19 protein-coding genes and 2 tRNA genes are annotated in these 24053 nt (G+C 66.8%); 4 read left to right on the top strand and 17 right to left on the bottom strand.

The features are described 5' to 3' along the window. Positions 1-41: 41 nt before the first annotated feature. On the top strand, positions 42-4763 hold the full coding sequence (locus ACFSVL_RS16965; RefSeq protein ID WP_378305182.1) for a HAMP domain-containing protein: 4722 nt from the start codon (positions 42-44) through the stop codon (positions 4761-4763). On the opposite strand, the gene ACFSVL_RS16960 is transcribed toward ACFSVL_RS16965, so the two are convergent. After that, a tRNA-Gly gene (locus tag ACFSVL_RS16960) sits at positions 4732-4805 on the bottom strand. The genes ACFSVL_RS16965 and ACFSVL_RS16960 overlap by 32 nt on opposite strands. Positions 4806-4923: 118 nt before the next feature. Between ACFSVL_RS16960 and ACFSVL_RS16955 the strand changes: the two genes are divergently transcribed. Continuing rightward, positions 4924-4997 (top strand) — tRNA-Pro (locus ACFSVL_RS16955). A 583-nt stretch (positions 4998-5580) separates the two neighbouring features. On the opposite strand, the gene ACFSVL_RS16950 is transcribed toward ACFSVL_RS16955, so the two are convergent. The 13 genes from ACFSVL_RS16950 to ACFSVL_RS16890 form a co-directional block, all read right to left on the bottom strand. Then, on the bottom strand, positions 5581-5988 hold the full coding sequence (locus ACFSVL_RS16950; protein ID WP_378305180.1) for a hypothetical protein: 408 nt from the start codon (positions 5986-5988) through the stop codon (positions 5581-5583). An 850-nt stretch (positions 5989-6838) separates the two neighbouring features. Beyond that, positions 6839-7414 (bottom strand): hypothetical protein, encoded by a 576-nt coding sequence (locus ACFSVL_RS16945; RefSeq protein WP_378305178.1) that lies wholly within the window; start codon positions 7412-7414, stop codon positions 6839-6841. A gap of 12 nt (positions 7415-7426) precedes the next feature. After that, positions 7427-8413: a hypothetical protein gene (locus ACFSVL_RS16940; protein WP_378305176.1), complete on the bottom strand. Its 987-nt coding sequence runs from the start codon at positions 8411-8413 to the stop codon at positions 7427-7429. Between the two features lie 458 nt (positions 8414-8871). After that, a complete protein-coding gene (locus ACFSVL_RS16935) occupies positions 8872-9780 on the bottom strand; it encodes an ROK family protein (protein WP_378305391.1) in 909 nt (302 codons plus the stop codon). Further along, the gene (locus ACFSVL_RS16930) at positions 9683-10126 is read right to left on the bottom strand and encodes a hypothetical protein (protein ID WP_378305175.1); all 444 of its coding nucleotides are present in this window, start codon (positions 10124-10126) and stop codon (positions 9683-9685) included. Before ACFSVL_RS16930 ends, ACFSVL_RS16935 begins: the two co-directional genes overlap by 98 nt. A 126-nt stretch (positions 10127-10252) precedes the next feature. After that, on the bottom strand, positions 10253-11161 hold the full coding sequence (locus ACFSVL_RS16925; RefSeq protein WP_378305173.1) for a phytanoyl-CoA dioxygenase family protein: 909 nt from the start codon (positions 11159-11161) through the stop codon (positions 10253-10255). Next, positions 11161-12432, bottom strand: coding sequence for an SDR family oxidoreductase (locus ACFSVL_RS16920; protein ID WP_378305171.1), 1272 nt, complete (start codon positions 12430-12432; stop codon positions 11161-11163). The genes ACFSVL_RS16925 and ACFSVL_RS16920 overlap by 1 nt, the downstream gene beginning before the upstream one ends. A 4-nt stretch (positions 12433-12436) precedes the next feature. After that, positions 12437-13900 (bottom strand): MFS transporter, encoded by a 1464-nt coding sequence (locus ACFSVL_RS16915; RefSeq protein ID WP_378305169.1) that lies wholly within the window; start codon positions 13898-13900, stop codon positions 12437-12439. A gap of 119 nt (positions 13901-14019) precedes the next feature. Continuing rightward, complete coding sequence (gene fgd, locus ACFSVL_RS16910; protein ID WP_378305389.1) at positions 14020-15024, bottom strand: glucose-6-phosphate dehydrogenase (coenzyme-F420); 1005 nt, start codon at positions 15022-15024, stop codon at positions 14020-14022. 22 nt (positions 15025-15046) lie between these two features. After that, complete coding sequence (locus ACFSVL_RS16905; protein WP_378305167.1) at positions 15047-15964, bottom strand: cyclase family protein; 918 nt, start codon at positions 15962-15964, stop codon at positions 15047-15049. Continuing rightward, a complete protein-coding gene (locus tag ACFSVL_RS16900) occupies positions 15961-16704 on the bottom strand; it encodes an SDR family NAD(P)-dependent oxidoreductase (protein ID WP_378305165.1) in 744 nt (247 codons plus the stop codon). Before ACFSVL_RS16900 ends, ACFSVL_RS16905 begins: the two co-directional genes overlap by 4 nt. Then, a complete protein-coding gene (locus ACFSVL_RS16895) occupies positions 16697-17554 on the bottom strand; it encodes a TIGR03619 family F420-dependent LLM class oxidoreductase (protein WP_378305163.1) in 858 nt (285 codons plus the stop codon). The genes ACFSVL_RS16900 and ACFSVL_RS16895 overlap by 8 nt, the downstream gene beginning before the upstream one ends. Further along, positions 17554-17991 (bottom strand): Zn-ribbon domain-containing OB-fold protein, encoded by a 438-nt coding sequence (locus ACFSVL_RS16890; RefSeq protein WP_378305161.1) that lies wholly within the window; start codon positions 17989-17991, stop codon positions 17554-17556. Before ACFSVL_RS16890 ends, ACFSVL_RS16895 begins: the two co-directional genes overlap by 1 nt. Here ACFSVL_RS16890 and ACFSVL_RS16885 point away from each other — a divergent pair. Continuing rightward, positions 17943-20297 (top strand): acetate--CoA ligase family protein, encoded by a 2355-nt coding sequence (locus tag ACFSVL_RS16885; protein ID WP_378305160.1) that lies wholly within the window; start codon positions 17943-17945, stop codon positions 20295-20297. The genes ACFSVL_RS16890 and ACFSVL_RS16885 overlap by 49 nt on opposite strands. Further along, a complete protein-coding gene (locus tag ACFSVL_RS16880; protein ID WP_378305158.1) occupies positions 20294-21433 on the top strand; it encodes a thiolase C-terminal domain-containing protein in 1140 nt (379 codons plus the stop codon). The genes ACFSVL_RS16885 and ACFSVL_RS16880 overlap by 4 nt, the downstream gene beginning before the upstream one ends. Here ACFSVL_RS16880 and ACFSVL_RS16875 read toward each other — a convergent pair. From ACFSVL_RS16875 to ACFSVL_RS16865, 3 genes are all read right to left on the bottom strand, one after another. Next, on the bottom strand, positions 21400-22356 hold the full coding sequence (locus ACFSVL_RS16875) for an alpha/beta hydrolase (RefSeq protein ID WP_378305157.1): 957 nt from the start codon (positions 22354-22356) through the stop codon (positions 21400-21402). The two genes, ACFSVL_RS16880 and ACFSVL_RS16875, sit on opposite strands and share 34 nt — an antisense overlap. Beyond that, entirely contained in the window at positions 22353-23270 is a 918-nt protein-coding gene (locus ACFSVL_RS16870) for a TIGR03621 family F420-dependent LLM class oxidoreductase (RefSeq protein ID WP_378305155.1), read from the bottom strand. Before ACFSVL_RS16870 ends, ACFSVL_RS16875 begins: the two co-directional genes overlap by 4 nt. Positions 23271-23354: 84 nt before the next feature. Then, entirely contained in the window at positions 23355-24014 is a 660-nt protein-coding gene (locus ACFSVL_RS16865) for a zinc-binding dehydrogenase (RefSeq protein WP_378305153.1), read from the bottom strand. Between the last annotated feature and the right edge of the window lie 39 nt (positions 24015-24053).

Here is a 24053-nt window from a genome sequence, read left to right as displayed (position 1 = left end):
CGACCATGGCTGGCACACGCGTGGTGGGAAGGTCGGCAGAGATGACAGAGACTCCCCAGACTTCCGGGAGCCCCCGGAACTCCGGGGCCGCGGAACCGGATTTCGTCCCGGCGAGCGAGGTCGCGGCGCTGGAGCGGCTGCTCGCGGCGGTCCACGACCTCGGGGACGGCAACTTCCGGCGGCGCTTCGTCGCGCACGGGGACGGGATCACCGCGCGGCTCGCGTCGGCGTTCAACGACATCGCCGAACGCAACCAGCGGCTGGTGACCGAACTCATGCGCGTGCGCGGCGAGGTGGGCCAGGAAGGCAAGCTCACCGAGCGCGTCCGCACCGAAATCGGCCCCGGCGGCTGGGCCACCGCCGTCGACACGGTCAACGGGCTGATCGAGGACGTCAGCCGTCCGGTCGTGGAGCTGGACCGGGTGCTCGGCGCGGTCGCCGAGGGCGATCTGTCGCAGCCGATGGCGCTGCAGCTGGACGGCCGTCCGCTGCGCGGGCAGTACGCCGAGCTGGCGAAGACCGTGAACGGCCTCAACGCGCAGCTGTCGCGGTTCGCCGCCGAAGTGATCCGGCTGTCCCGCGAGATCGCCGGGGAAGGCCGCCTCGGCGGTCAGGCAGAAGTCCCCGGCGTGGCCGGGACATGGCGCGACCTCACCGACTCGGTCAACTTCCTCGCCGACAACCTCACCGAGCAGGTCCGGAACATCGCCTCGGTCACCACCGCCGTGGCCCGCGGCGACCTCACGCAGAAGATCAACGTCGACGCCCGCGGCGAGATCCTCGAACTCAAGAACACCATCAACACGATGGTCGACCAGCTCTCGTCCTTCGCCGACGAGGTCACCCGCGTCTCGCGCGAGGTCGGCTCCGAAGGACGCCTCGGCGGCCAGGCGCGCGTGCCGGGCGTCGCGGGCACCTGGCGCGACCTCACCGACTCGGTGAACCTGATGGCGGACAACCTGACCGACCAGGTCCGCAACATCTCCCAGGTCGCCACGGCGGTCGCGGCCGGCGATCTGACGAAGAAGATCGACGTCGACGCGCGCGGCGAGATCCTGCAGCTCAAGACGACGCTGAACACGATGGTCGACCAGCTCTCGTCCTTCGCCGACGAGGTCACCCGGGTCGCCCGCGAGGTCGGCAGCGACGGCCGCCTCGGCGGTCAGGCGGAGGTCCCCGGCGCGGCCGGCACCTGGCGCGGGCTGACCGACTCGGTCAACCAGATGGCCGACAACCTGACCGACCAGGTCCGGAACATCTCGCACGTGACCACCGCGGTCGCGAAGGGCGATCTGACGCAGAAGATCACCGTGGACGCCCGCGGCGAGATCCTTGAGCTCAAGACCACGATGAACACGATGGTCGACCAGCTCTCGTCCTTCGCCGACGAGGTCACCCGGGTCGCCCGCGAAGTGGGTACCGAAGGGCAGCTGGGCGGCCAGGCCACCGTGCCCGGGGTCGCCGGCATCTGGCGCGACCTCACCGGCTCGGTGAACTTCATGGCCAACAACCTCACCGCGCAGGTCCGCAACATCGCACAGGTCGCGACGGCGGTGGCGCGCGGCGACCTGACGAAGAAGATCGCGGTCGACGCGCGGGGCGAGATCCTCGAACTGAAGACGACGCTGAACACGATGGTCGACCAGCTCTCGTCCTTCGCCGACGAGGTCACCCGGGTGTCGCGAGAGGTGGGCACGGAAGGGAAGCTCGGCGGTCAGGCCACCGTGCCGGGCGTGGCGGGGACCTGGAAGGACCTCACCGACAACGTCAACTTCATGGCCAACAACCTGACCGACCAGGTGCGGAACATCTCCCAGGTCACCTCCGCCGTGGCGCGCGGCGATCTGACGCAGAAGATCACCGTCGACGCGCGCGGCGAGATCCTCGAACTCAAGAACATCCTCAACACGATGGTCGACCAGCTGTCCGCCTTCGCGGACGAGGTCACCCGGGTCGCCCGCGAGGTCGGCACCGAGGGCAGGCTGGGCGGCCAGGCGCGCGTGCCCGGCGTCGCGGGGATCTGGAAAGACCTCACCGACAACGTGAACGTCATGGCGGACAACCTGACCGTCCAGGTCCGGAGCATCGCCACGATGGCGAGCGCGGTCGCGAACGGCGACCTGTCGAAGAAGATCTCCATCGACGCGGCGGGCGAGGTCGCGGCGCTGGCCGGGACGCTGAACGACATGGTCGAGACGCTGCGCGCGTTCGCCGACGAGGTCACCCGGGTCGCCCGCGAGGTCGGCACGGAAGGCATCCTCGGCGGTCAGGCGCGGGTGCCCGGCGTGGCCGGGACCTGGAAGGACCTGACCGAGAACGTCAACTTCATGGCGCACAACCTGACCAGCCAGGTGCGGAACATCTCGCAGGTCACCACGGCGGTCGCGCGCGGCGACCTGTCCCGCAAGATCGACGTCGACGCCCGGGGCGAGATCCTGGAGCTCAAGACCACGATGAACACGATGGTCGACCAGCTGTCCGCGTTCGCCGCGGAGGTCACCCGCGTGGCGCGGGAGGTCGGCACCGAAGGCAAGCTGGGCGGCCAGGCCGAGGTCGAGGGCGTGTCCGGCACCTGGAAGCGGCTCACCGAGAGTGTGAACCAGCTGGCGGGCAACCTGACCACGCAGGTCCGCGCGATCGGCCAGGTCGCCACGGCGGTGACCGCGGGCGATCTGACCCGGCACATCACCGTGGACGCGTCCGGCGAGCTGGCGGACCTCAAGGACAACATCAACCAGATGATCGCGAACCTCAAGGAGACCACCTCCGCGAACCGCGAACAGGACTGGCTGAAGACGAACCTGGCGCGGCTGTCCGGGCGGATGCAGGGCCACCGCGACCTCGCGTCGGTGGCGACGCTGATCCTGTCCGAGCTGGCCCCGCTGGTCAGCGCGCAGCAGGGCGCGTTCTTCATCGCCCACGACGACGAGGACGCCGGCGACCCGGACAAGCTGCTCGACTGCATCGCGGCCTACGGACTCGCCCAGGCCCGCACCGGCCTGCGCTTCCGGCTCGGCGAATCGCTCATCGGCCAGGCCGCGGTGGACCGGCGGACGATACTGGTCAACGGCGCTCCCCCGGAGTACGCGCTGGTGTCGTCCGGGCTCGGCTCGGCGCCGCCGGTGAACGTGATCGTGCTGCCGGTCCTGTTCCAGGGCGAGGTGCTCGGCGTGCTGGAACTGGCGTCGGTCAACGAATTCTCCGCGGTGCACCTGGACCTGCTGGAACAGCTGCGGCACACGATCGGCGTCAACGTCAACACGATCCTGTCGAACTCGCGCACCGAGGCCCTGCTGACCGAATCGCAGCGGCTGGCCCAGGAACTGCGCGCGCGATCCGAGCAGCTGCAGGCCCAGCAGGGCGAACTGCGCCGGTCGAACACCGAACTGGCCGAGAAGGCGGCGCTGCTGGCCCAGCAGAACCGCGACATCGAGGTCAAGAACATCGAGATCGAACAGGCCCGCCAGGAGCTGGAGGAACGGGCCGGGCAGCTGACCGTCGCGTCGCAGTACAAGAACGAGTTCATGGCGAACATGTCGCACGAGCTGCGAACTCCGCTGAACAGCGCGCTGATCCTCGCGAAACTGCTGTCGGAGAACCCGGAGGGCAACCTCACCGAGAAGCAGATCCAGTTCGCGAAGACCATCTGGGCGGCCGGCTCCGACCTGCAGCAGCTGATCAACGACATCCTCGATCTGGCGAAGGTCGAGGCCGGCAAGCTGGACCTGCAGATGTCCGACGTGACGCTGCCGGAGCTGGTCAACTACGTCGAATCCCTGTGCCGCCCGCTGACCGCGGACAAGGGCCTGGAGTTCGCGGTCCTGATCGACCCGCCGGTGCCGGGCAGCGTGCACACCGACGAGCACCGCCTGCAGCAGGTGCTGCGGAACCTGCTGTCGAACGCCGCGAAGTTCACCGACGAGGGCGGCGTGCGCCTGCACATCCGCATGGCAGACCCCGAAGAGGTCGAACAAGAGTCCCTGCGCTCGGCCGCCGGCATCATCGCGTTCGGCGTCGAAGACACCGGCATCGGCATCCCCGAGGAGAAGCTGGAAGTCATCTTCGACGCCTTCCGCCAAGCCGACGGAACCACCAGCCGCAAGTACGGCGGCACCGGTCTAGGCCTGTCGATCAGCCAGCAGCTCACGGAACTGCTGAGCGGCGAACTGCGCGTCAGCAGCGTCCCCGGCCGAGGCAGCACCTTCACGCTGTACCTGCCGGTCGGCGCCGCGAACCTGATCGCCCCGACGACCCCCGTGCGGCCCACCCCCAAGCTGCCGGTCCTGCCGAGCACCATCACCGTGGCCGAACCGAACAGCGCCCCGAAACGCTTCAACGGCGAAAAGGTCCTCATCGTCGACGACGACCTGCGCAACGTCTTCGCCCTAGCCGCAGTCCTGGAACAGGCAGGCCTCGAAGTCATCTACGCCGACACCGGCGTGGCCGGAATCCGAGCCCTGGAACGTCACGAGGACACCGCATTGGTCCTGATGGACGTGATGATGCCGGAACTGGACGGCAACGCCACCATCGCAGCCATCCGAGCCGAAGCGGCCCACGAAGACCTGCCGGTGATTGCCGTCACAGCGAAAGCGACGGAAGAAGACCGCGAACGCACCCTCGCCTCGGGTGCCGACGACTACATCACGAAGCCGGTGGACACTGACCTGCTGCTGGACGTCATCGCCGCCCGTCTGGAGGCGGACGCGGCATCGTCCGAGGTAGAAAGCTTGGAGCGGGTGACGGGAATCGAACCCGCGTAGCTAGTTTGGAAGACTAGGGCTCTACCATTGAGCTACACCCGCAGCGCCCCTGGTGACCCGGGAGCGAAGCCAGCTTAGCGTGCCCGCTAGGGTGGGTCGTACACCCCCCGGGTACACGGGTTCTTCACCACTTGGGAAGGCCCCGGAGGCTTGGGGGTGCCGGGATGTGGCGCAGCTTGGTAGCGCATCCGCTTTGGGAGCGGAGGGTCGCAGGTTCAAATCCTGTCATCCCGACCGAGAGGGGCTGGACCTGCGGGTTCAGCCCCTCTTTCGTGCCGTCGCGTGCGGGGCGGGGGCTTGGTGATGCTCCTATTTGAGGTTTTTCACCTGCGCACCCGAGCCCTGGCCCTCGCTCCGCCAGCCTGGCAGGCGTTGATCAACGAGTGGGCCATGTCACTCGAAGCCGAGACCAAGAGCGCCCGCACGATCCGCGGCTACTGCGACTCCGTGCGCTACTTCCGCAACTGGCCCGCCGATCCCGGCTGCACCCGCGGAAGCCGCCAACCCGGAATTGTCGACGGCGTCGGCACCGCCCGAGCCCAAAGCACGCTCCGCGTGCGAGAGACTGCGAGCCGAACCACGTCAAGCGATGAACCGCCTACCACCTCGCCACCACCAGCCCCAGCAACGCGAACAACAACAGGGCACTGAGCGCATGGTTCAGCCGACCCCATCACCCCCAGGTGGAATTCATCAAACAGGGGCTCCGGAACTGCCAGTGCCGCAACTTCCACAGCCGCCGAGACGAAGCGCCCATCTAACCTATCTGAAATACCGGCGACCAACCCTCCCGGAAAATAAAACATTTTCAGCCAAATTACACGCGCAACAATACATCTGAAATGTAAACATGTTTGCCAATTCGGACTACCAACTCCCCGCGAAAACCGTACCCGCCGGACCAGATCCAGAACTCGATCCGGTCCCGCTCCTCGCGAACCGAAATCTTGGACAGCCCCTCCCGCTCGACAATCCATTGAACGTCATCCGCCCGCTTCCAGCAAATACGTGCCGAACCGGCTGTCACATCCCATGTCAAGGCAACGCTTGAGCCGTCGTGCGCCGAAGCCTTCACATTGACGACACCCGGCTCGTCAGCCAAGACAACCTCGACTGGGTACTCGTCCAGATCGGAAACGTTCGGAACCTCCAAAAGAGGATTCATCACCCACCACCCATCGGGATTATGGTAGTCAACCGCAATCCCCCTGATGTAAGCTGCCAAGTCGACTGAATCTTCAGTATACCATTGGGGCCAGCGAGCAGGGATTCGCGGATCTCACTTTTTCCGTATTGATCCTCAAATCGCCTGACAATATTATCGCCCTGGGAGGCCGCTTCCTCAAGATGCTCCCTGAGAATCCGTCGCCCCGCAGTATTGTCATAAATGCCGGCGCGCGCAAGCTGTGAACCATTCTGCGCTGAGCGCGCGATGTTATGCGATGACCCTGCGGCAGCGTCCTCCCGGCATCGTCTCGCCGCGATGCGGTCTACTGCAGCGACGCGTGCCGCGGCCGCCATTGGCGCTGGACCCAACGCAGCCGACGACGCGTGTCGGCCCTCCGCGAAGAGCAACGCGAACGACAGACCTGCCCCGAATGCGGATCGACCTGGATTGCGAGACTCGATCGCAAGACCGGAGCCCGATACTGTTCGCATCGCTGCCGGAAACACGCCTGGCGCGGAAGCCGTTCGCCGCAAACGTCACGGCACTGCCGACCTCCTCGACCACGCCGACGTACTCATGCCCCATCGGAGCAGGGCTGGAAACGTCCTCGATGCCGCGGTAGGGCCACAGATCCGACCCGCCAGACACAGGCCGCGGAGACCTTGATGACCGCGTCGGCCGGCTCGACGATCCGCGGATCCTCTCGCGTCTCCACCCGCACGTCACCGGGGGCGTTCAGCACCACGCCACGCATTCGCTCGCTCCCTTCTGCTAGGCCTGTTCGGCCATGGCGCTAAGCGCTTCTTGCAACACGCCCTGTGTCAGCAGACCGAAGCCACCCGACAGAGTGACCGAGCACTACGGGCAAAGTTCTCAGAAGCCGCCCAACGCGTATGCAGACAAGCTTTCACTCCTTCGCACGGCGCGGTTGCGGTTCCTCCGGCGATGGTTTGGCCAAGAAGTCTCCCTTGAACAAGTCCTCGTAAATCGCGAACAGCCGGCGCAGGACCGCAGCGAGAGAGATCACGAGGTGGATCAGCAGCGCGACGCATACGCTGGAGGCGACGTTGCCAGGGATCCCGTCCGCTGCCAGAAGCGGCCACGACGCCATCAGCGCCAAGCCGAGCGCCAGCAGCATCGCCATCAACGACACGTGCAACGCACCGACCGCGGACGAAGCGACCAGCTCTTTCAATCCCGAACGGACGCGGTAGTCCGGCACCTCTTGGATCTTGATCCGCAGATTGGCCAGGAACACAAAAGTGCTGAGCATCGCTCCGACCAACAGCGACGTCGCCGAGAGGAGTTGGGCAATCCCGCCGAGCTGGAGACGGAATGCCAGGAAAAGCACCAGGCCAACGGTCGGAGTACCGTACAGCAAAGCACGCTCGGCCCACGTCAGCCGGTCGCTGTCCGGTCCGCGCATCGCCTTGCTGTTGTAGAGAAAAATCGGCCACGGATTGAACCTGCGCAGCTTGTCCATCCCGGCCAGCTCTCAATCGTCGACTACCGGGCGCCAGTTCGCGGCCACGTCCACGTTCAGGAACGTCAGCGCATCCCGCGCCGTCGAAGCCACTTCGTCAACGAATTCAGCGGCCGTCAGTCGTTCTTCCGTGTCGATTCGGTATGTGAACCGCGGCCACGAAGAGCGCACGTCGAGCTTGCGTTCTTTACCGTCGCGGACGGTGATGATCCGTTCCTCGTCGAAGTCTTCGTCAGCGAAATCGCGCAGCCCTACCAATCCGACAAGGCGCGGTCGCCGGTCCGGCTGACCGATCATCGCGCGCAGCGCGTTCACCACCTTCGCCTTGAGCTGCGAGCCGTTCTCGAGGTCAAGGTGCAGCCACGACCGGCGCACGTTTTCGCTGGTGAACCGCGTGCGGTCCGGCGAAGGAGTGGACTGCACCAGCTCCACGCCCGTCACCCCGACCGCATCATCGGCGAGAAACTCGCGCCATGCCTGCGCGTCGACGGCGTCGGACGTGATCCGCAAGAAAACGCCCAGGTCACGGAGCTTGTAGTTCAGCTGGCGCAACGTCGCGCCCTGCAAGTGCGACCGCCCCTTCACCTCGGTGATCAGCAGGCCGGACTCCCCGTACGGAGGGATGATCAGCAATGAATAAAAGTCGCTGAGCACCGCGTCGCTCTGCCCGATCGAGCGTGGATTGCCAAGGGTCTCGTCTGCGTCGACATCGATTACCTCGCGGGGTTCCCCGTAGTCTCCGCCCTTGACCGTCAGCAGAATCCCCCACGCGTCCGCGCGGACCTGCGAGATGCGGGTGTAATGCCGGCGAACCTCGTCCTTCTCGCCCCGGGCTAAAGCATCGTTCGCCGCTTTGAACACCGCCTGGTAAAGACCGCCCGCCGCCTCCGGCTCAGTCAGTGCGATCCTCGGCGTCTGCTTGCGTGGCCGCGTTATGAACAATTCCGCGACACGGTAGCCATAAGTTGTCATTTCCCCGCCCTCGGTCGCTCTCCGCAACGACCGAGGGTCATCCACTTCGACAACTCCAGTCAAGATCCACACCCCCGAGGCAACCATTCAGCCCATTCATTCGAACAGATGTTCTATCGTGATTCAAGGCTGACCACCCACACGGACGAACCGGACGATGCTTGCGCCGACTGCCGTGCCGCCGCTTCAGATATCTTGACCCGGCCTCCCCTGGCTTCTTCCCCGAGTGCGACAGGCTCTGTCGCACGTCCGTCGCCATCCCGCGCACCGCAGCCTGCGCCACAAGGGCCTGTCCGGCCTCGTCGGCGAGCTATGCACCCGCCGAACTCGCCCTTGAATTCGAGGCTATGCAACTGACCACCGACGCCAGCCTCACCCGACCACCGCGCCCGACAGCGCCGACGAAGAACGGCTTCGGCTTCTTGCCAGCTGGGCTGCGCCCGAAATCAGCATGGCGAACAGACGGCAGCGAACGGAAAACAGAGCTACCGCTTGAGCGCTATCTCCGCCGCGTTCCGCCGCACCTGCTGGAGTGCCAAGGCGACTGCACCCGTCAGGATAATCTCGTCACCGAGCTTCGAAGCCTGCACCGCCGGACCGTCCGCGCCGTCGAGCAGCCGGCTTACCTCCTCGTCGATCAGCGGGAGCACGTCCGACGCGAGATGAGCTGCGCTGCCGCAGATCACCACGGTCTCGGGGTCCAGCATCGACGCCATCGCCGCGATCGTACGGCCGAGCCGGCGGGCGGCACCGGCCATGGCCGCCTTCGCGACCGGATCCCCTTCCCGAGCAGCGGTGCGAATGCTCGCCATGGTCAACTCTTCCGCAGCAAGCCCGCGCAGGCAGGAAGCCTGTTCCCCGTCCGCCAGCGTGTGACGGCATTGGTCGATCAGCCAGTAGCTCGCCCCGACGGTGCTGCCGACCCCCTCGACCTGCTGGAGCCAGCGAAGTTCGCCAGCGCGCCCGGCCCGTCCCCGCACCAGTTCGCCGCCCGCGATGATCCCCGCGCCCATGCGGCAAGCCGACAAGAGCGCGACGAGGTCCCGGCTCCGAGCCGCCGGGTTGTAGCTCCGCTCCGCCAACGCGGCGAGTTCGCGTCGTTCTCCACGACCACGGGGATCCGGAGCCACTCGCCCAGCACGCCGGTCAGGTCGGCGTGCATGACCGTCCAGAACGGATCGTCGCCCGGCACCGTCCCTTCGCGACCGACAGGGGCCGGTATGCCCAGGACGACGTGCACGACGGAAGCGAGGTCGACGTCCGCATTCACAAGCGCGTCCTCGACCGCGCCACGTACTAACGCTGCTCCGCTTCGATCCACTCCGGATAGGAGTCGAATCCGCGGCCGGTGATGACCGAGGAGCGGTCGAAGATGAGCCATTTGCGACCTGCATGGGGTTCTTCATGCAGCCGAAGCCGAGCTGCGCTCGCCGCATCGAGCGCGACGCCGTCCATCGTGTACTGCAGCCTCAACCTCACACGCAACGCTGTCGCCAGATAGCCAGGCAACTGCGGCAGAATCGCTTTCATCTTGGCATCGTTCCTCGATGCATCTCCTGCGCCGACCGCATCGAAGTGCAGCGCGGGCAGCTCGCCGAGCAGAGCTCCCCGTGCTCCCGCCGCGGCATCATCCTTGTCCTGCTCCGCTCTCTGATCGGATCTCCGCCAGCCAGCGATGGCGATCCCCAGAGCGACGACGGACGCAACCAGCGAACCGATGATTCCAAAGTAACCAGTCATGGCCGGGAAGGTAGACCGGACCACCGACATTTTCGCCCTCGCGCCTCATGCTCGGCAGGGAATGCACACCGTTAACTCCTGGCCAATCACTGGCCCGTTGGATTCGGACCCCGTTGCGTCCTGTCGTCAGGCCCGTGCTCCCGGCTTCAGCTCCGGGATGTAGGGATAAGAGACGTTGAGATTGGCGCGGCGGTCTCCTCGGTACCGTGGCCCGATCGCTCCGGCATACTCCCGGACCACTTCGAATCCGAGCACGCGCTTGTCCTCGTCGGACAACGTGTCGTAGACGTCATCGTGCACAACAGCAGGGAAGAACGTTTGTGGTTTGATGAAATGCAACGCCCACGCGCACCCGATCGAAATCCGGTCCTGGTCGGAAGTGGACGTGCCCTGCCGATGCCAGGTCCGGCTCTCCCACAGCGCTACCGAACCGGCGGGCGCCGTGATCGGCATGAACTCGGCATCGCGCTCCGCCACCTGCTCCTCGGGAGACCGCTGCAAGTCCGGCGCGGGAAACCGATGGGATCCGGGAACCACCTCCGTGGCGCCCATGTCCGGGGTGAAGTCCGACAGGCAGACCATCATCACGAACATCACCGGGCGATCCAGTACCAGGGGAATCGCCTGCTGATCGGCGTGCAGGACCTGCGCGGTGCCGCCCCTGCGCAGGATCACGCCGGCTTCCGAGGCGAGGTTGTACGGCTCCCCGCGGAACAAGTGCGCCGCGTACTCGTGGATGACCGGCTTGTGCAGCAGGTCCAGGAACGGCCGGCCCTTGTTCGGAAGGAAATCGACCGACTGGAAGGTCGGCACGGTACCGGATTTCGGACGCCCGACATACTTGCCCGCCGCGTGGCCGCCATTCGCGAGCGTCGCAACGCCTGCCTCGCACTCTTGCTCGGCCTGCTCTACCAGCCGCGAACGCAAGGTCTGGACCTCAGCGGTGGGCAGGAAGTTCTCGTGAACGGTATAGCCGTACTGGTCGAGGTTCTGGATACCCTCGCTCACTGCCGACGCGAAATGAGGTTTGCCCATCACTGCCTCCTTGAGACGTGCTGCTGGTGTTCTTCTTGTCCACAACGCCGAAGATGCGTCCGGCCGGTTGAGGGCATCCAGCCGCCGCCGACCACCAAGACTTGCCCGCTGAGGTAATCGGCTTCAGGCAAGCAGAGCAGCCGGACCGCACCGCCGACGTCCTCAGGAGCCCCGATCCGCCGGAGCGGGACCTGCGTTTCCAGTTCAGCGAGCGGAACGCCGGTGAGCGGGGCCGTTCCTCCGTCACTGACCTCGATGGATTCATGGCCGGCCGCTGGCCCCTCTGTCTGACGCGTGCGGATCAGTCCAGGCGCCACGGCGTTGACGGTGACGCCGTACGGTCCCCGCTCTTTCGCCAAAGTCGCCGTGAGACCGTGAATTCCTGCCTTCGCGGCGGAGTACCCGACGGCATTGGGAGATCCGGCAATGCCGCCGACTGAAGAAACGTTCACGACCTTGCGCACATGCGACGCCGGCCGGACCAACTGCCGGCCCGCCGCGCGCAGCAGTCTGAAGGGTGCGGTCAGCAGCAGATCGAGCATTGGCTGCCATTGTTCGTCCGTCATCTCAAGTGCCGCGCCGTACGTCGAATAACCAGCGTTGCTCACGACGATGTCGATGGTGCCGAACTGGTCGACCGCGCAGGAAACCAGGTCGGACGGTGCTTTGTCGTGGGTGATGTCCCCGGCATGCCCGACAGCCCGCAAGCCCGCCGCATGCAACACGCCGACAGTCTCTTCAACCACGTCCACAGTCAAATCGTTGACCACCGCCGACGCACCGGCCTCGGCAAGGGATGTCGCTATCGCGCGGCCGATGCCGCGGCCCGCTCCGGTGACGACAGCGACTCTCCCGTCCAACGGGCCAGCTGGCGTTGTGGCTTTCCTGGCAAGCGCGGACTCATCGAGATACTCCTCGATCCGGGTGATCAAGCCGTCTCGCGTTTCGACCACCATGCAGGCCGGAACACGCACCGCTTCGTGCGCACCGGTCGTGCGCACCACGAGGACGTGCTGCTGGACATAACCACGCGGGGCCGGCAACACCCGCATTTCCTCGTACCGCACCTCCGCGACTTGCCCGAAGAACGTTGCCGCCTCGGCCACGGCAGCCGGCCGATCCCGCACTCTGCCGTCAGTGTTGCGCCATATCGTCGCGTCAGCGGTCAGCAAGCCAGCCACCGAGCCGACATCCCGAGATGAGATCGCTGCTGCGGGACGTTCAGCCGATTCCGGTGTGTCAACGGCTCCTGCCCCGTTCCAATGGCTCATCCCGTCAACCAGCCAGATGGTGACGCAGCGGTGACGTGGTGGTCCTCGGAGTGGCTGACCGGTTCCTGGGCATCAAGAAAGCCGCTGTCGAACTGACCAGAGCGATTGCCGCGGCGATCGCGAATCCGATGGAGAGCCCTGCACCGGAGTAGATCGCAGCGGTCCCGTGCGCGGGCGACGCCGTCGCCGCCAGGACTGCGAAGACCACCTGTGTGGCGATCGACGGGCCCAGGGACTTGGCGCACTCCATCAAGCTGGACATGACTGCCTGCTGCTCCGCGGGAACAGAACTGATGATCAAATTCGGTGCCGCGCCGAACGTCGTACCCTGCCCGATCGCATAGACGAGCGCCGCGACGACGAGCTGCCACGGCTGGTCGTGCCACAGTGCCGCGATCGCCAAGCCGGCGGCGACGAACAACGCTCCCACAGCCATCGTGAGCCGGGGACCCGCAGCGGAGACCGACCGTCCCGCCACGTATCCGAAGACGAGCAGGCAGATGCCGATCGGTGCGGTGTAGAGCGCCACGCCGGTCGCGGACGCGCCGAACCCATAGCTTCCGCCCACCTCTCTCGGGACGGTGACCATCAACGGGATCAGCGTCAACATGAGCCCGCACGCCGCGGAAATCAGTCCGGCGGAGACGACAGACAAGAGCACCGGCCGCGCACCCAGCAGCCGGAGATCGACGAAAGGCTCCGCGATGCGCCGGTCCAGCAGCAACCACCCTGTCAACAGAACGACCGCGACGGCGAAGACCAGAATCGTCACCGCGGATCCCCAGCCCCACTTGGTTCCGCGGCCAAGGCCCAGCAGCAGGAAGCCGAGGCCGAAGCCGAGCAGCGCGGCTCCCGCCCAGTCGATCCGAGACTTGTTCCGGAGCGGTGATTCCGCGACGAACGCCGCAATTCCTGCGGTGAACAGGGCCGCGTATGCGGCGAGGAACCAGAACACCGCTTGCCATCCGAACTCGTCCACCAGCCACCCGGTGAGGAATGGCTGGATCACCGTCATGACACCCATCCCGGTCACCGACAAGCTCGCCGCGACCGGCACAAGCCGGGCTGGGAAAATGTCGCGCAGCAGCGAGTAGGACAGAAACACGACCGCCGTGATGAAGCCCTGCATGGCACGACCGATGAGAAGCAGCGGGAAAACCGTGGCGGTGGCGGAGATCAACCCGCCCGCGGAGATGAGGACGCCTGCCACGACCAGCATTCGCTTCTTGCCGTACCGGTCGGCCAGCTTCCCGAACACCGGCGTCAGCACTCCGCCGACCAGCGGCTGCACGCTGATCACCCACTCCGCGGGGGCGCCCGGGAAATCCCGGCGCAGCATGGGCAGTGCGGTCGACACCGCGGAGAACACGAAGATCGTCAGTTCGCCGAGACCGGCCAGAAGAATGAGCGTGAAGACGCGACGGGACGTCCAACCAGGTGATGTCGCGTGCGAATCGGCAGTCGTCATTGAGCACCATCCAGCGACGGGCGGACACGCCGGCGCATCCGCTTGCGGGACAACAATTCAGTTAACCGAGCGCTCCTTACTCGCGGGACTTCCTCCTCCGTTGAGGACGACAGGTGAGTTCAGGTCAGATTGCGCAGCCGGGGCAGCACGTCCTCGGCGAACTGCGACAGGTAGCGCTCCTGGTCGTGGCCGGGGCCGTGGAAGACCAGGTGGTTCAGGCCCGCGTCGAGGTACGGCTTGATCTGCGCGACCGCCTCGTCCGGGTCCGACGCGACGATCCACCGCTTCGCGACCTGCTCGATCGGCAGCTCGTCGGCCAGCCGCTCCATCTCCTCCGCCGACGACACCGTGTGCTTCTGCTCCGCGCTCAACGACAACGGGGCCCAGAACCGGGTGCTGGCCAGCGCCTTCTCCGGATCCCGGTCGTACGACATCTTGATCTCGATCATCCGGTCCACCCCGGACGCATCGCGCTCAGCAGCGGCCGCGCCGTCCGCCATCGCCGGCATCAGCTTCTCGGTGTACAGCTCCATGCCCTTGCCGGACGTGCAGATCATCCCGTCCCCCGCGCGGCCCGCGTACTTCGCCACGACCGGGCCGCCCGCCGCGATGTACACCGGCACCGGACGCTCCGGCCGGTCGTAGATCTTCGCATTGACCAGCTGGTAGTAGTCGCCCTCGAAGTCGACGCCGTCCTTGCTCCACAGCTCCCGCATGAGCCGCACCGACTCCCGCAGCCGCGCGAACCGCTCCTTGAACTCCGGCCACTCCCGGCCCGACACCGCGATCTCGTTCAGCGCCTCGCCGGTGCCCGCCCCGAGGATCACGCGGTCGCCCGACAGCAGCGCCATCGTCGCGAACGCCTGCGCGATCACCGCCGGGTTGTACCGGAACGTCGGCGTCAAAACGCTGGTCCCGATCAGCACCCGGCTGGTCCGCTCCGCCACCGCCGGCATCCACGCCAGCGCCCACGGCGCGTGCCCGCCCTCGTGCCGCCACGGCAGGAAATGGTCCGACACCCACACCGAGTCCAGCCCCAGCTCCTCGGCCCGCACCGCGAACTCCACCAGCTCGCGAGGCCCGAACTGTTCCGCCGACGCCTTGTACCCGACCTTCAGCTCCACAATCGCCCTTCCCCGCACCCAATCACAGCACTGCCAACGGGTTCAGCGGACTCGCCGTGCCGCCTTCGATCGGCAGCGGCGCTGCCACGAACAAGAACTCCGGTTGCGCGGCAGCAGCGAGTTCCTCCAGCCACAGCATCTCGATCAGGTGCACGCCTCGCTCCCACAACGTCAGCAGGTGGATGTCTTCCTCGACCGGACCGGCGAACCCGCCGTCCGAGCCGATCGCGCCGACCGCCGCGTTGTCGCACCCGATCGCGACGACATCGTGATCGACCAGCCAACGGCCGGCCGAGTAGTCGATCCCAGGCTGAGCTCCTTGGTACCTCGCAGGGCTGTCCGCGAACACCTTCGGCCAGCCGGTGCGCACCAAGACGACGTCCCCCGGCCGGGGTTCGACGCCCGCAGCCGCAGCACATCCCTGAAGAACCCTCTCGTCGATCGCCGTAGCCGGGTCGACGTAGTCAGCACCCAGATAACCAGCGACGTCCAGGAATAGCCCGCGAGTGACGATCGCGCCGAGCTTGTCGATGCCGCACCGCGTCGCTCCGTAGCTGCGAACGCGCTCTGCCGGATGGTCGTTGTAGAGACGGTCGTCGCGCCATACGTGCGCGAGCGCGTCGATGTGAGTGGTTGTCCCGTGCGGGGAAAGCACCAGTGCGTCGTCCGCGATCGCCATGACGTCCTTGACTTTGCGCGCACCAGTGGCGTAGTCGCCACCGTCCACGGCCATGAAGTGCTGCGGCAACGGACGTCCGGGCAAATGCGGTACCCGCCGAGCGCCTCCGTTCGAGGTGGCACCACGGATGGGCATCGCCAGCGAAAGCACCTTGCCCGCACGGATCGATCCGACCGCGCTCAAAACCACTTCGGGAGTGAGGAGATTGGCGGCTCCTCGCTGGTCCTCGAGGCCCCACCGCTGCCAGTTTCCGGTACTCATGCCATCGTCACCCCTCCGGACACGCTCACCGTCTGGCCGGTCACGTACGCCGCGCGAGGACTCGCCAGAAAACCCACGTACGCTGCCACCTCGTCGACCGTCCCGGCCCGACGCAGCGGAATCGTCTTGAGCAACGCAGCCATCAGGCTGGGGTGCCGGTCAGCGTGTGCTCGCAGCATCGGGGTATCCACGAGCCCAGGGCACACGACATTGCTCGTCACGCCGTGTTTGGCGGCTTCCCGCGCCAGGGTCTTCGCCAGTCCGAACAAGCCCGCCTTGCACGCCGCATAAACGCTCTCTCCGCCTGCCCCCGCACGAGCGCCGTCCGTGGACACGAAAAGCAACCGTCCCCACGTTCGTTCCGCCATTCCGGGCATAAACGCTTGCGCGAGCCGCATCGGAGAGCGCAGGTTGATGCGCCACATCCGATCCCAGCCGGCCGGATCGCTGTCGAGAAACGGTTCTACGGCCGACACCCCGGCGTTGTTCACGAGGACATCGACTCCGTCGCCACTGAGGTGAGCCACGACCGCCTCCACGCTGTCGTCACTGGCGAGGTCGACTTCGATGGCTGCACCGCCGTGCTCGGCGGCGACCCGCTCAGCGCCGGCCAGGTCCAGGTCAGCGATGATGACGTGTGCCCCCATGCCCGCCAGCTCGGCGACGATCGCCGCGCCGATCCCGCTCGCCCCGCCGGTGACGAGGGCGCGCCGTCCGGCCAGCGGCTTGACCTCAATCACGGTTCACCCCGTATTGCTCGGCGAAGGTCCGCAGGGCGTCGATCGCCCCGGTGGTGCGGCGATAGGGACGGACGATGAGCCGGTCGACACCCAGCGCCTCCCACTCCGCCAGTTCCTCAGGACCTCGGGTTTCGAACGCGCTGACCGTGATCTCGAATGCGGCCCGATCCCGGCCGGACTCGTCGAGCAGCTGGGTTAGCCGATCCAGCTGCGGTTTCACGGACTCAAGCGTGTGCGGCATGCTCACCCAGCCGTCACACAGCCGGACCGCGCGCCGCAGCGCGGCCATCGACTCCCCGCCTGCCACAAGCGGCGGATGCGGCCGCTGCACCGGTTTGGGTTCGAAATGGACTCCCCGGAACGAATAGAACTCGCCGGAGTGGTCGACTTCCGGCTCAGTCCACAGCCGTTTCGCGACCCGAAGCGATTCGTCGAGGCGGCGGCCGCGGGTGCGGAAATCGAGCCCGAGCGCTTCGTACTCCCCGGCCAGCCACCCGGCCCCGACCCCCGCGATCGCACGGCCGCCGGAAAGGACGTCCAGGGTCCCGAAGGCGCGCGCACCGATGATCGGATGACGCAGACCGAAGAGGTAGACATAAGTACCGAGGCGGATGCGCTCAGTGGCTTCCGCGATCGAAGAGAGAAAAGCGGGCGCGTCGAATAAATGCGCGTCCAGCGAGACCGGCGGGGTGCCGTCCGCGGAACCCGGATAGCGCGACTGCCCGATGTCCGAGGTGAAAACCAAGTGCTCAGGCACCCACAGCGACTCGAACCCGATCCGGTCCGCTTCGACCGCGAAATCGCGCCACATCCCCGGGTGCAGCAGACCCAAGGTGACTCCGATGCGCATCAACACTCCTCCCGCACCGGCCGGAAATTCGGCACAGTCCCGTATCCCTCGATGTCCTCGAATAGCACCTCGACCCGCAGGCCGATGTGCATGTCGTCCGGTGCCGTGCCGAGCACGTTCCCGAACATCCGCAATCCGGCTTGGACGTCCAACGAGATCCACGCGATCACGTACGGAACCCGTTCGGCGAACCCCGGCGCGAAGGTCCGATGCACGACGCTGAAAGTCTCGACCGCACCGTCGCCCTCCACCGGGACAAAAACCCGTTCGCTGCTTCCGCATTCGGCGCACCACTCGGCAGGAGGATGAGTAAGACGCCGGCAGGCTACGCACTGCTGCAAGACCAGCGCTCCGCGACGCGCTGCGTCCCAGTAAAGGGCCGCGACCGGTGTCGGGCTCGGCGCCAGCCGTGCTTTTGCCGCCGCGGATCCGCTCACGGAAGCCTCCCGGCAAGAGTTTTAGCAAGCGGTTGCTTGGTCTGCGGACCGTAACACCGGCCCCGCAACCGGTCAATCGCCGCAGCCTCCTTGCCGAACCCCGGCGACCCGTCGTAGCGTCTTTAGCAAGCGCTTGGTCTAAGGAGTGGTTCATGACGATCGAAGGCCCGGTCGCCGCCGCGGGCTTCCCGCTCGGCCCGCAGGGAAACGGCATCGCAATCCCCGAACACGTGGTGAAAAAGCTCCTCGCCGAGCACGGGGTCGCGGTTCCCGCCGGGCGGACGTTGACCGATCCGACGGACTTCGCCGCGGCGGAGTCGCTTCGCGGCCCCCTGGTGCTGAAAGCCTGGGGGCCGGGACTGGTCCACAAAAGCGACGTCGGCGCCGTTGAACTGGGCGTTCACTCCTCCGGCCTCGCCGAGGCGATGAGCCGCATGGCAGCGCGCGTCGCCGAACACGGCTTGACTCCGCGTGGCTATCTGGTCGAGGAACAGCATCCAGGAGGAACCGAGCTGATCGTCGGCGTCGTCCGCGATCCCACGTTCGGGCCCGTCGTTCTGCTGGGACTCGGCGGGACGGCGACCGAACTGCTCAACCTCACCGCGCTGCGGCCGTGCCCGCTCTCTCCCTCCGACGCCGAGAATCTTGTCGCAGCCTTCCCCGGTGCGCCGCTGCTCGATGGAGCCCGCGGCCGCCCCCCTGCCGACCGCGCGGCGCTCGTGCGGCTGTTGCTGTCCATCGCAGGCGAAGGGGGACTCGTCGAGCAGATCGGCCCGGACCTCGCCGAATTCGAGTGCAATCCGGTCGTGGTCACCACGGAAGGCGCTACCGCGCTCGATGCACGGCTCATCCTGGATTCCGGGTCCGCGCCTACGCCCGCTCCGCCATCGAACACTGACTTCAAACCGCTCTTCGCACCCGGACGAATCGCTGTCGCCGGCGCGTCGACCGGAAAGTCCGGCTTCGGCAACCGTTTCCTTGCCGCATACCGCCAGGCTGGCTGGACCGACGGGCTCTTCGCCTTGCACCCCTCCGCCAGCGAGGTCGACGGCGTCCCGGCGGTCCCCCGCATCTCAGACGTTCCCGGCGGAGCCGACTACCTGCTGGTGGCTCTGCCCGCCGCGCGCGCGGTCGATGTCGTGCGGCAAGCCGCCGCCGAGGTGCCGTTCATCCAGGTGATCAGCGGTGGTTTCGGCGAGATGGGCGAGGCCGGCGCCAAGCTCGAGGACGAACTCGCAGCAGCTGTATCAGGGACGAAGACCCGGCTTCTCGGCCCGAACTGCTTGGGCGTCTTCAGCCCGGACGGACGGCAGACCTTCACGCTCGGTTCGCCCCGGCAAGCGGGCCACGTGTCCGTGGTCTCGCAGAGCGGCGGGCTCTCCGGGGACATCGTCACGGTCGGAAACCGGCGTGGCCTGAAGTACGCAAAGGTCGCGAGCATCGGCAACGCGATCGACGTAACGCACGGGGACCTTCTTGAGTGGCTGGTCGATGACGACGACACTCGCGTGCTCGGGGTCTATCTGGAAGGTACGCGCGACGGGGCGGCGCTCCTGCGCGCGCTTAGGCGTGCCGACGGCCGCAAGCCGGTCGTCCTCTTGCGCGGCGGGTCGAGCGAACAAGGCGCTCGCGCTGTCAGCTCCCATACCGGATCGCTCGCAGGAGAGGACAAAGTCTGGCAGGCTATCGCCGAATCGACGGGAGTCTCACTGGTCTCCAGCTTCGAGGACCTGCTCGGCAGCCTCGCGTATCTCCAAAGCCATCCCGAGGAACTCCCGAAGGGCTCGTCCGGCGTCCTCGTCATCGGACTCGGCGGCGGTGCATCGGTGCTGGCGACCGATGCGTGCGACCGCGCAGGGCTCACTCTTGCTCCGCTGCGCACCGAGTTGCGCGAACGGCTTCGGGAGATGGGGCACGGGGCAGGGACCAGCGTCGCGAACCCGCTCGAGGTACCGGTCGGGCCGGTGTCCCCGCCAGGTCTCCTCGGCGACGCCCTCGCGCCCCTTTTCGAACCCTCCGGCCAGGCTTACCGCGACGTGCTCGTCCACGTGAATATCGCGGCCTACTACAACTACGGCGACGCTGGTTTGCGTCCCCTCACCGAGGCGCTCGCCGACTTGCTCGACCGCGGCTACCCAGCGCGCATCGCACTGGTCACGCGCAACTCCGAGGTCGCCGTGCCGGCCGACGCGGCCCTGCTCGCGGAGTTCGCCGCTCACCGCGGCATCCCGGTCTTCCGGACTTTCGACGAAGCCGCGACCGCCATCGCCGCCGCACAGCGATTCGACCGCAGGCGCCGGCAATGACACAATCCTTCACCGGACGCGCGGCGGTGACCGGGATCGGCATGACAGAGCTGTCCCGGCGGTCCGGCCGGACCGAACTGGAACTCGCGGTGAGCGCCTGCCAGGGTGCGTTGACCGACGCCGGGCTCACCGCCGCCGACGTGGGCGCTGTCTTGTGTTACCACCTCAGCGACTCCGCGGGCGTCAACCAGGTCGCCGCTGCTCTCGGCGTCCCGTCTGCAGTCTGGACGAACGAACTGTACGGCGGCGGGACTCAATCCGCGTCCGTCCTCGGAGACGCCGCGATGCTGATCGACGCGGGCATCGCCGAGCACGTGCTGGTGTTCCGTGCGCTCAACGGGCGCTCCGGCGTGCGAATGGGACAAGCCCGGCTCGCCCTCGACCAGCAGTTCACGCTTCCCTACGGGATGGCGGGGCCCGTCCACCTCTTCGCGCTCGCGGCGCGGCGATGGATGCACGACACGGGAGCGACGGAGAAGGATCTGGCCGCGGTGGTCAGGCAATCGCGCGAACTCGCCCGGACCAATCCCCGGGCACTGCGCCGCGACGGTCTCGACGAAGCCGGATACTTCGCCAGCCCACCGGTCGCAACGCCGTTGCGCAGGGTCGACTGCTGCCAGGAAACCGACGGAGGCGCGGCCCTGATCATATCGGCGACGGCCACCGCGGACGTGCTCCGCCCCGGCAGTCCGCGTATCCACACCGTCGTCCGCGGCGGCGGGCCCGGTGCGACGACCATGAACGCCGCGTCCGACGTCAGCAGGTTGTTCTCGGCATACTTGGCGGATCCGTTGTATCGCTCCGCGGGGATGAAACCGTCCGATGTGGATCTTGCGCTCCTGTACGACGCGTACTCGCCAATCGTGCTGCAGCAGCTGGAGGATTTCGGCTTCGCCGAGCGTGGCTCCGCCGGCAGCTGTGTTCGTTCCGGTGATACCTTGCCGTCCGGCAGGCTCCCGCTGAACCCGCACGGCGGGCTGTTGTCCGAGGGCTACGTGCACGGCCTCAACAATGTCGTCGAGGCCGTGCGGCAGCTGCGCGGTGAAGGAACGAATCAGGTCCGTTCTGCCGAAGTCGCATTGTGCACCGGATTCGGCGGCAGCTACGGCAGCGCGGCGGTGCTCGTCGCAGGCTGACCAAGCGCTTTTACCAGGGCACCGCAGTATTCCGCGATGGTCCGGCGTGATGTCGGTGCCGTGATCGCGATCGCGTCGAAGCCGTGCGGCACATCGGGAACCAGATGCAGTTCGACGCTCACCCCGGCACGGTCCAGCGCCAGGGCATACTCCGCTCCCGATTCCCGGAGGTAGTCGAGACCCGCTACGAGGACGTAAGCAGGCGGCAAGCCGCTTAGGTCGTCGTCTGCTGACGGAACCGCGTAGCGGGGAACGGGTTTGCCCGTGCTGCCAAGGTAATGGCGCAAGATGTGCGGGTTGTCCTCCGGAACGACTACCGAGGTCGCTCGTTCGTAAACCCGGCCAGAAGGCTCCCTCCCCTCCCCCTGCACCGCAGGACACAGCAGGACTTGGAGAGCGAGCCGCGGACCGCCGCGATCGCGTGCCATCAATGCGACGGCGGCCGCGAGATTGCCGCCGGCACTTCCTCCCGCGACTGCCAGTCTGGCACCGTCCCAGTGCGCGTCCGCCGGCCGCCCAGCGGCCCAGCAGGTCGCGAGGTAGCAGTCCTCGACACCAGCGGGGAACGGATTTTCCGGAGCCAGCCGGTACTCCACCGACAGCACGACCGCACCCGCTCGCACCGCCAGCTCGGCACAGTAGAAGTCGTCCACGTCAACGCTGCCGAAGACGAAACCGCCGCCGTGAAACCACATCACCGCGGGCAATGCGCCCGACAACTCGCGAGGCCGGTACGACCGCACGAGCAGGTGGCTGCCGTCCGGCCGGACGACAGAGTGGTCCTGGGTGGACACCCGCGGATCCGGGGGCACCGGATCCGCGGCCAATTCCTGGAACGCCGCGCGCTGCGCGACCGGGTCGGCGAAATCGATCACCGGCAAAGCGGCGAGTGCCGCGGCGATCTCAGGCTCGACGGCGCTCATGACCCAGCCAGCTCCTTCACCACCGGGGCGAAGGTGTCGAGGTCTTTGTCGTTGTGCAGCACGTAGTACGACAAACCGTGCTCATCACGCCAATAACGCAGCTTGTCCACCATTTGGGCAGTGTCGCCGAGGAGCACCTGCGGCGTGCTGTCCTGACGGGAGATGTTCACGGCACTCCAGGTTTCCTTCTCCGCCGGGACACCCACCTGCTGTACGCTCGTCCCGATCTCGATCTGGCCGAATCGATCGCCCGCGCCCTCGCGGATCAGTTCCACCTTGCGAAGAAACGCGTCAAGACCTCCGTCGGTTTCGTCGGGAGCCGTACCGTCGGCTTTGACTCGCAGGGTCAGGTTGACGTAGTCGGCGTAGCGCCCGGCCAGCCGCAGCATCTTCGGCCCGCCGCCAGGCAACATCAGCTTGGGGAACGGTTTCTGGAGCGGCTTCGGTTCCTGGACGAGGTCGGTGATCCGGTAATGCTTGCCCTCGAAAGAAAACGGCCCGTCGCTCCACACTCCCCGCAGGACTTCGATCGCCTCCGCGAACCTCTCGAACCGTTCCTTCGGCGGATCGAACGGCAGTCCGGCTCCGTCGTAGTCGGCGCGCATCCACCCGGTGCCCAGGCCGACGTCGAGCCTGCCGTCGGAAAGCACGTCGACCGTCGCGAGTTCCTTGCCCAGCACTACCGGATGACGGTAATCGTTCGCGAAGACCAGCGTGCCGACCCGCAGCGTGGTCGTCGCGGCCGCGGCGGCCGTCATAGCGGCGATCGGCGCGAACCTCGGCCCGAGGACATGATCCGGAACCAGCAGCGTCGAGAAGCCCAGATCCTCGACGAGCCGGGCCCGTTCAGCCCATGCCCGGCCGGATTCCGCCTTGCGGACCACGACCCCGAACCGAAACGGATGCCTCGCCATACCGCACTCCTGACTGAGAACGACTGTGGATTTGACCAATCACTTGCTTGTTTTTCGGAGGCTAGCCTCGGCACTCGCGCACAGTCAATCGAAGACGATCAGCGATCGGTTCACCGCCCTTGCTTGTTGCCGGGCAAGCGCTTCGTTGACCTCCTCGATCGGCACTCGTTCCGAGACCAGCGGATCCAGCGAGAACCGGCCCGTTCGAACCAGCTCGATCAGGTTCGGCAAGTCCGCGGCCGGGTTCGCGTTCCCGCCGACGCACCCTCGCAGCACTCGCCCGCCGAACAGCAACGCGGAAGGCACGCCGATCTCGGCGGAAACCGGGCTGCCGACCAAAACCGTCGTGCCGCCCGGCTTTGTCGCCGCCATGGCGTCAGCGGCGATCCCGGCAGCGCCGGTCACGTCGAACGCGTGATCCCCCCGACTGGTCAGCCGGCCCACCGCATCGGACAGCGAATCGCCAGCATCGACTGCGTCCCTCGCCCCCGCCACGCGAGCTTCGTGGAGCTTGGCCGGGTTCACGTCGGCGGCGATCACCCTTGCGGCCCCCGCGAGCACCGCGGCCTGCACGACCGCAAGCCCGGCGCCACCGCATCCGACCACCAGGACGGTTTCGCCGGGGCGCACCCTGGCGCCCCGCCACACCGCGCCGGTCCCGGTGACCACAGCGCAAGCGAGCAACGCCAGCGACGCGTCGAAATCTCCATCCGGGACCGGAATGAGCATCTCTTCGCCGACCACGACCCGCTCCGCGAAGGAGCCGATGCCGATGAACGGCCG

The sequence above is a fragment of the Amycolatopsis silviterrae genome, assembly GCF_042684085.1.
GTDB lineage: Bacteria > Actinomycetota > Actinomycetes > Mycobacteriales > Pseudonocardiaceae > Amycolatopsis > Amycolatopsis silviterrae.
This window is presented reverse-complemented; position numbering and strand designations above follow the sequence as displayed.

Excerpts from the sequence above, each read along its gene's own strand:
- ACFSVL_RS16965 (WP_378305182.1), top strand. The coding sequence starts at position 42 with ATGACAGAGACTCCCCAGACTTCCGGGAGCCCCCGGAACTCCGGGGCC.
- ACFSVL_RS16945 (WP_378305178.1), bottom strand. The coding sequence starts at position 7,414 with ATGGACAAGCTGCGCAGGTTCAATCCGTGGCCGATTTTTCTCTACAAC.
- ACFSVL_RS16935 (WP_378305391.1), bottom strand. The coding sequence starts at position 9,780 with ATGCAGGTCGCAAATGGCTCATCTTCGACCGCTCCTCGGTCATCACCG.
- ACFSVL_RS16930 (WP_378305175.1), bottom strand. The coding sequence starts at position 10,126 with ATGACTGGTTACTTTGGAATCATCGGTTCGCTGGTTGCGTCCGTCGTC.
- ACFSVL_RS16925 (WP_378305173.1), bottom strand. The coding sequence starts at position 11,161 with ATGGGCAAACCTCATTTCGCGTCGGCAGTGAGCGAGGGTATCCAGAAC.
- ACFSVL_RS16920 (WP_378305171.1), bottom strand. The coding sequence starts at position 12,432 with ATGAGCCATTGGAACGGGGCAGGAGCCGTTGACACACCGGAATCGGCT.
- ACFSVL_RS16915 (WP_378305169.1), bottom strand. The coding sequence starts at position 13,900 with ATGACGACTGCCGATTCGCACGCGACATCACCTGGTTGGACGTCCCGT.
- ACFSVL_RS16905 (WP_378305167.1), bottom strand. The coding sequence starts at position 15,964 with ATGAGTACCGGAAACTGGCAGCGGTGGGGCCTCGAGGACCAGCGAGGA.
- ACFSVL_RS16895 (WP_378305163.1), bottom strand. The coding sequence starts at position 17,554 with ATGCGCATCGGAGTCACCTTGGGTCTGCTGCACCCGGGGATGTGGCGC.
- ACFSVL_RS16880 (WP_378305158.1), top strand. The coding sequence starts at position 20,294 with ATGACACAATCCTTCACCGGACGCGCGGCGGTGACCGGGATCGGCATG.
- ACFSVL_RS16875 (WP_378305157.1), bottom strand. The coding sequence starts at position 22,356 with ATGAGCGCCGTCGAGCCTGAGATCGCCGCGGCACTCGCCGCTTTGCCG.
- ACFSVL_RS16870 (WP_378305155.1), bottom strand. The coding sequence starts at position 23,270 with ATGGCGAGGCATCCGTTTCGGTTCGGGGTCGTGGTCCGCAAGGCGGAA.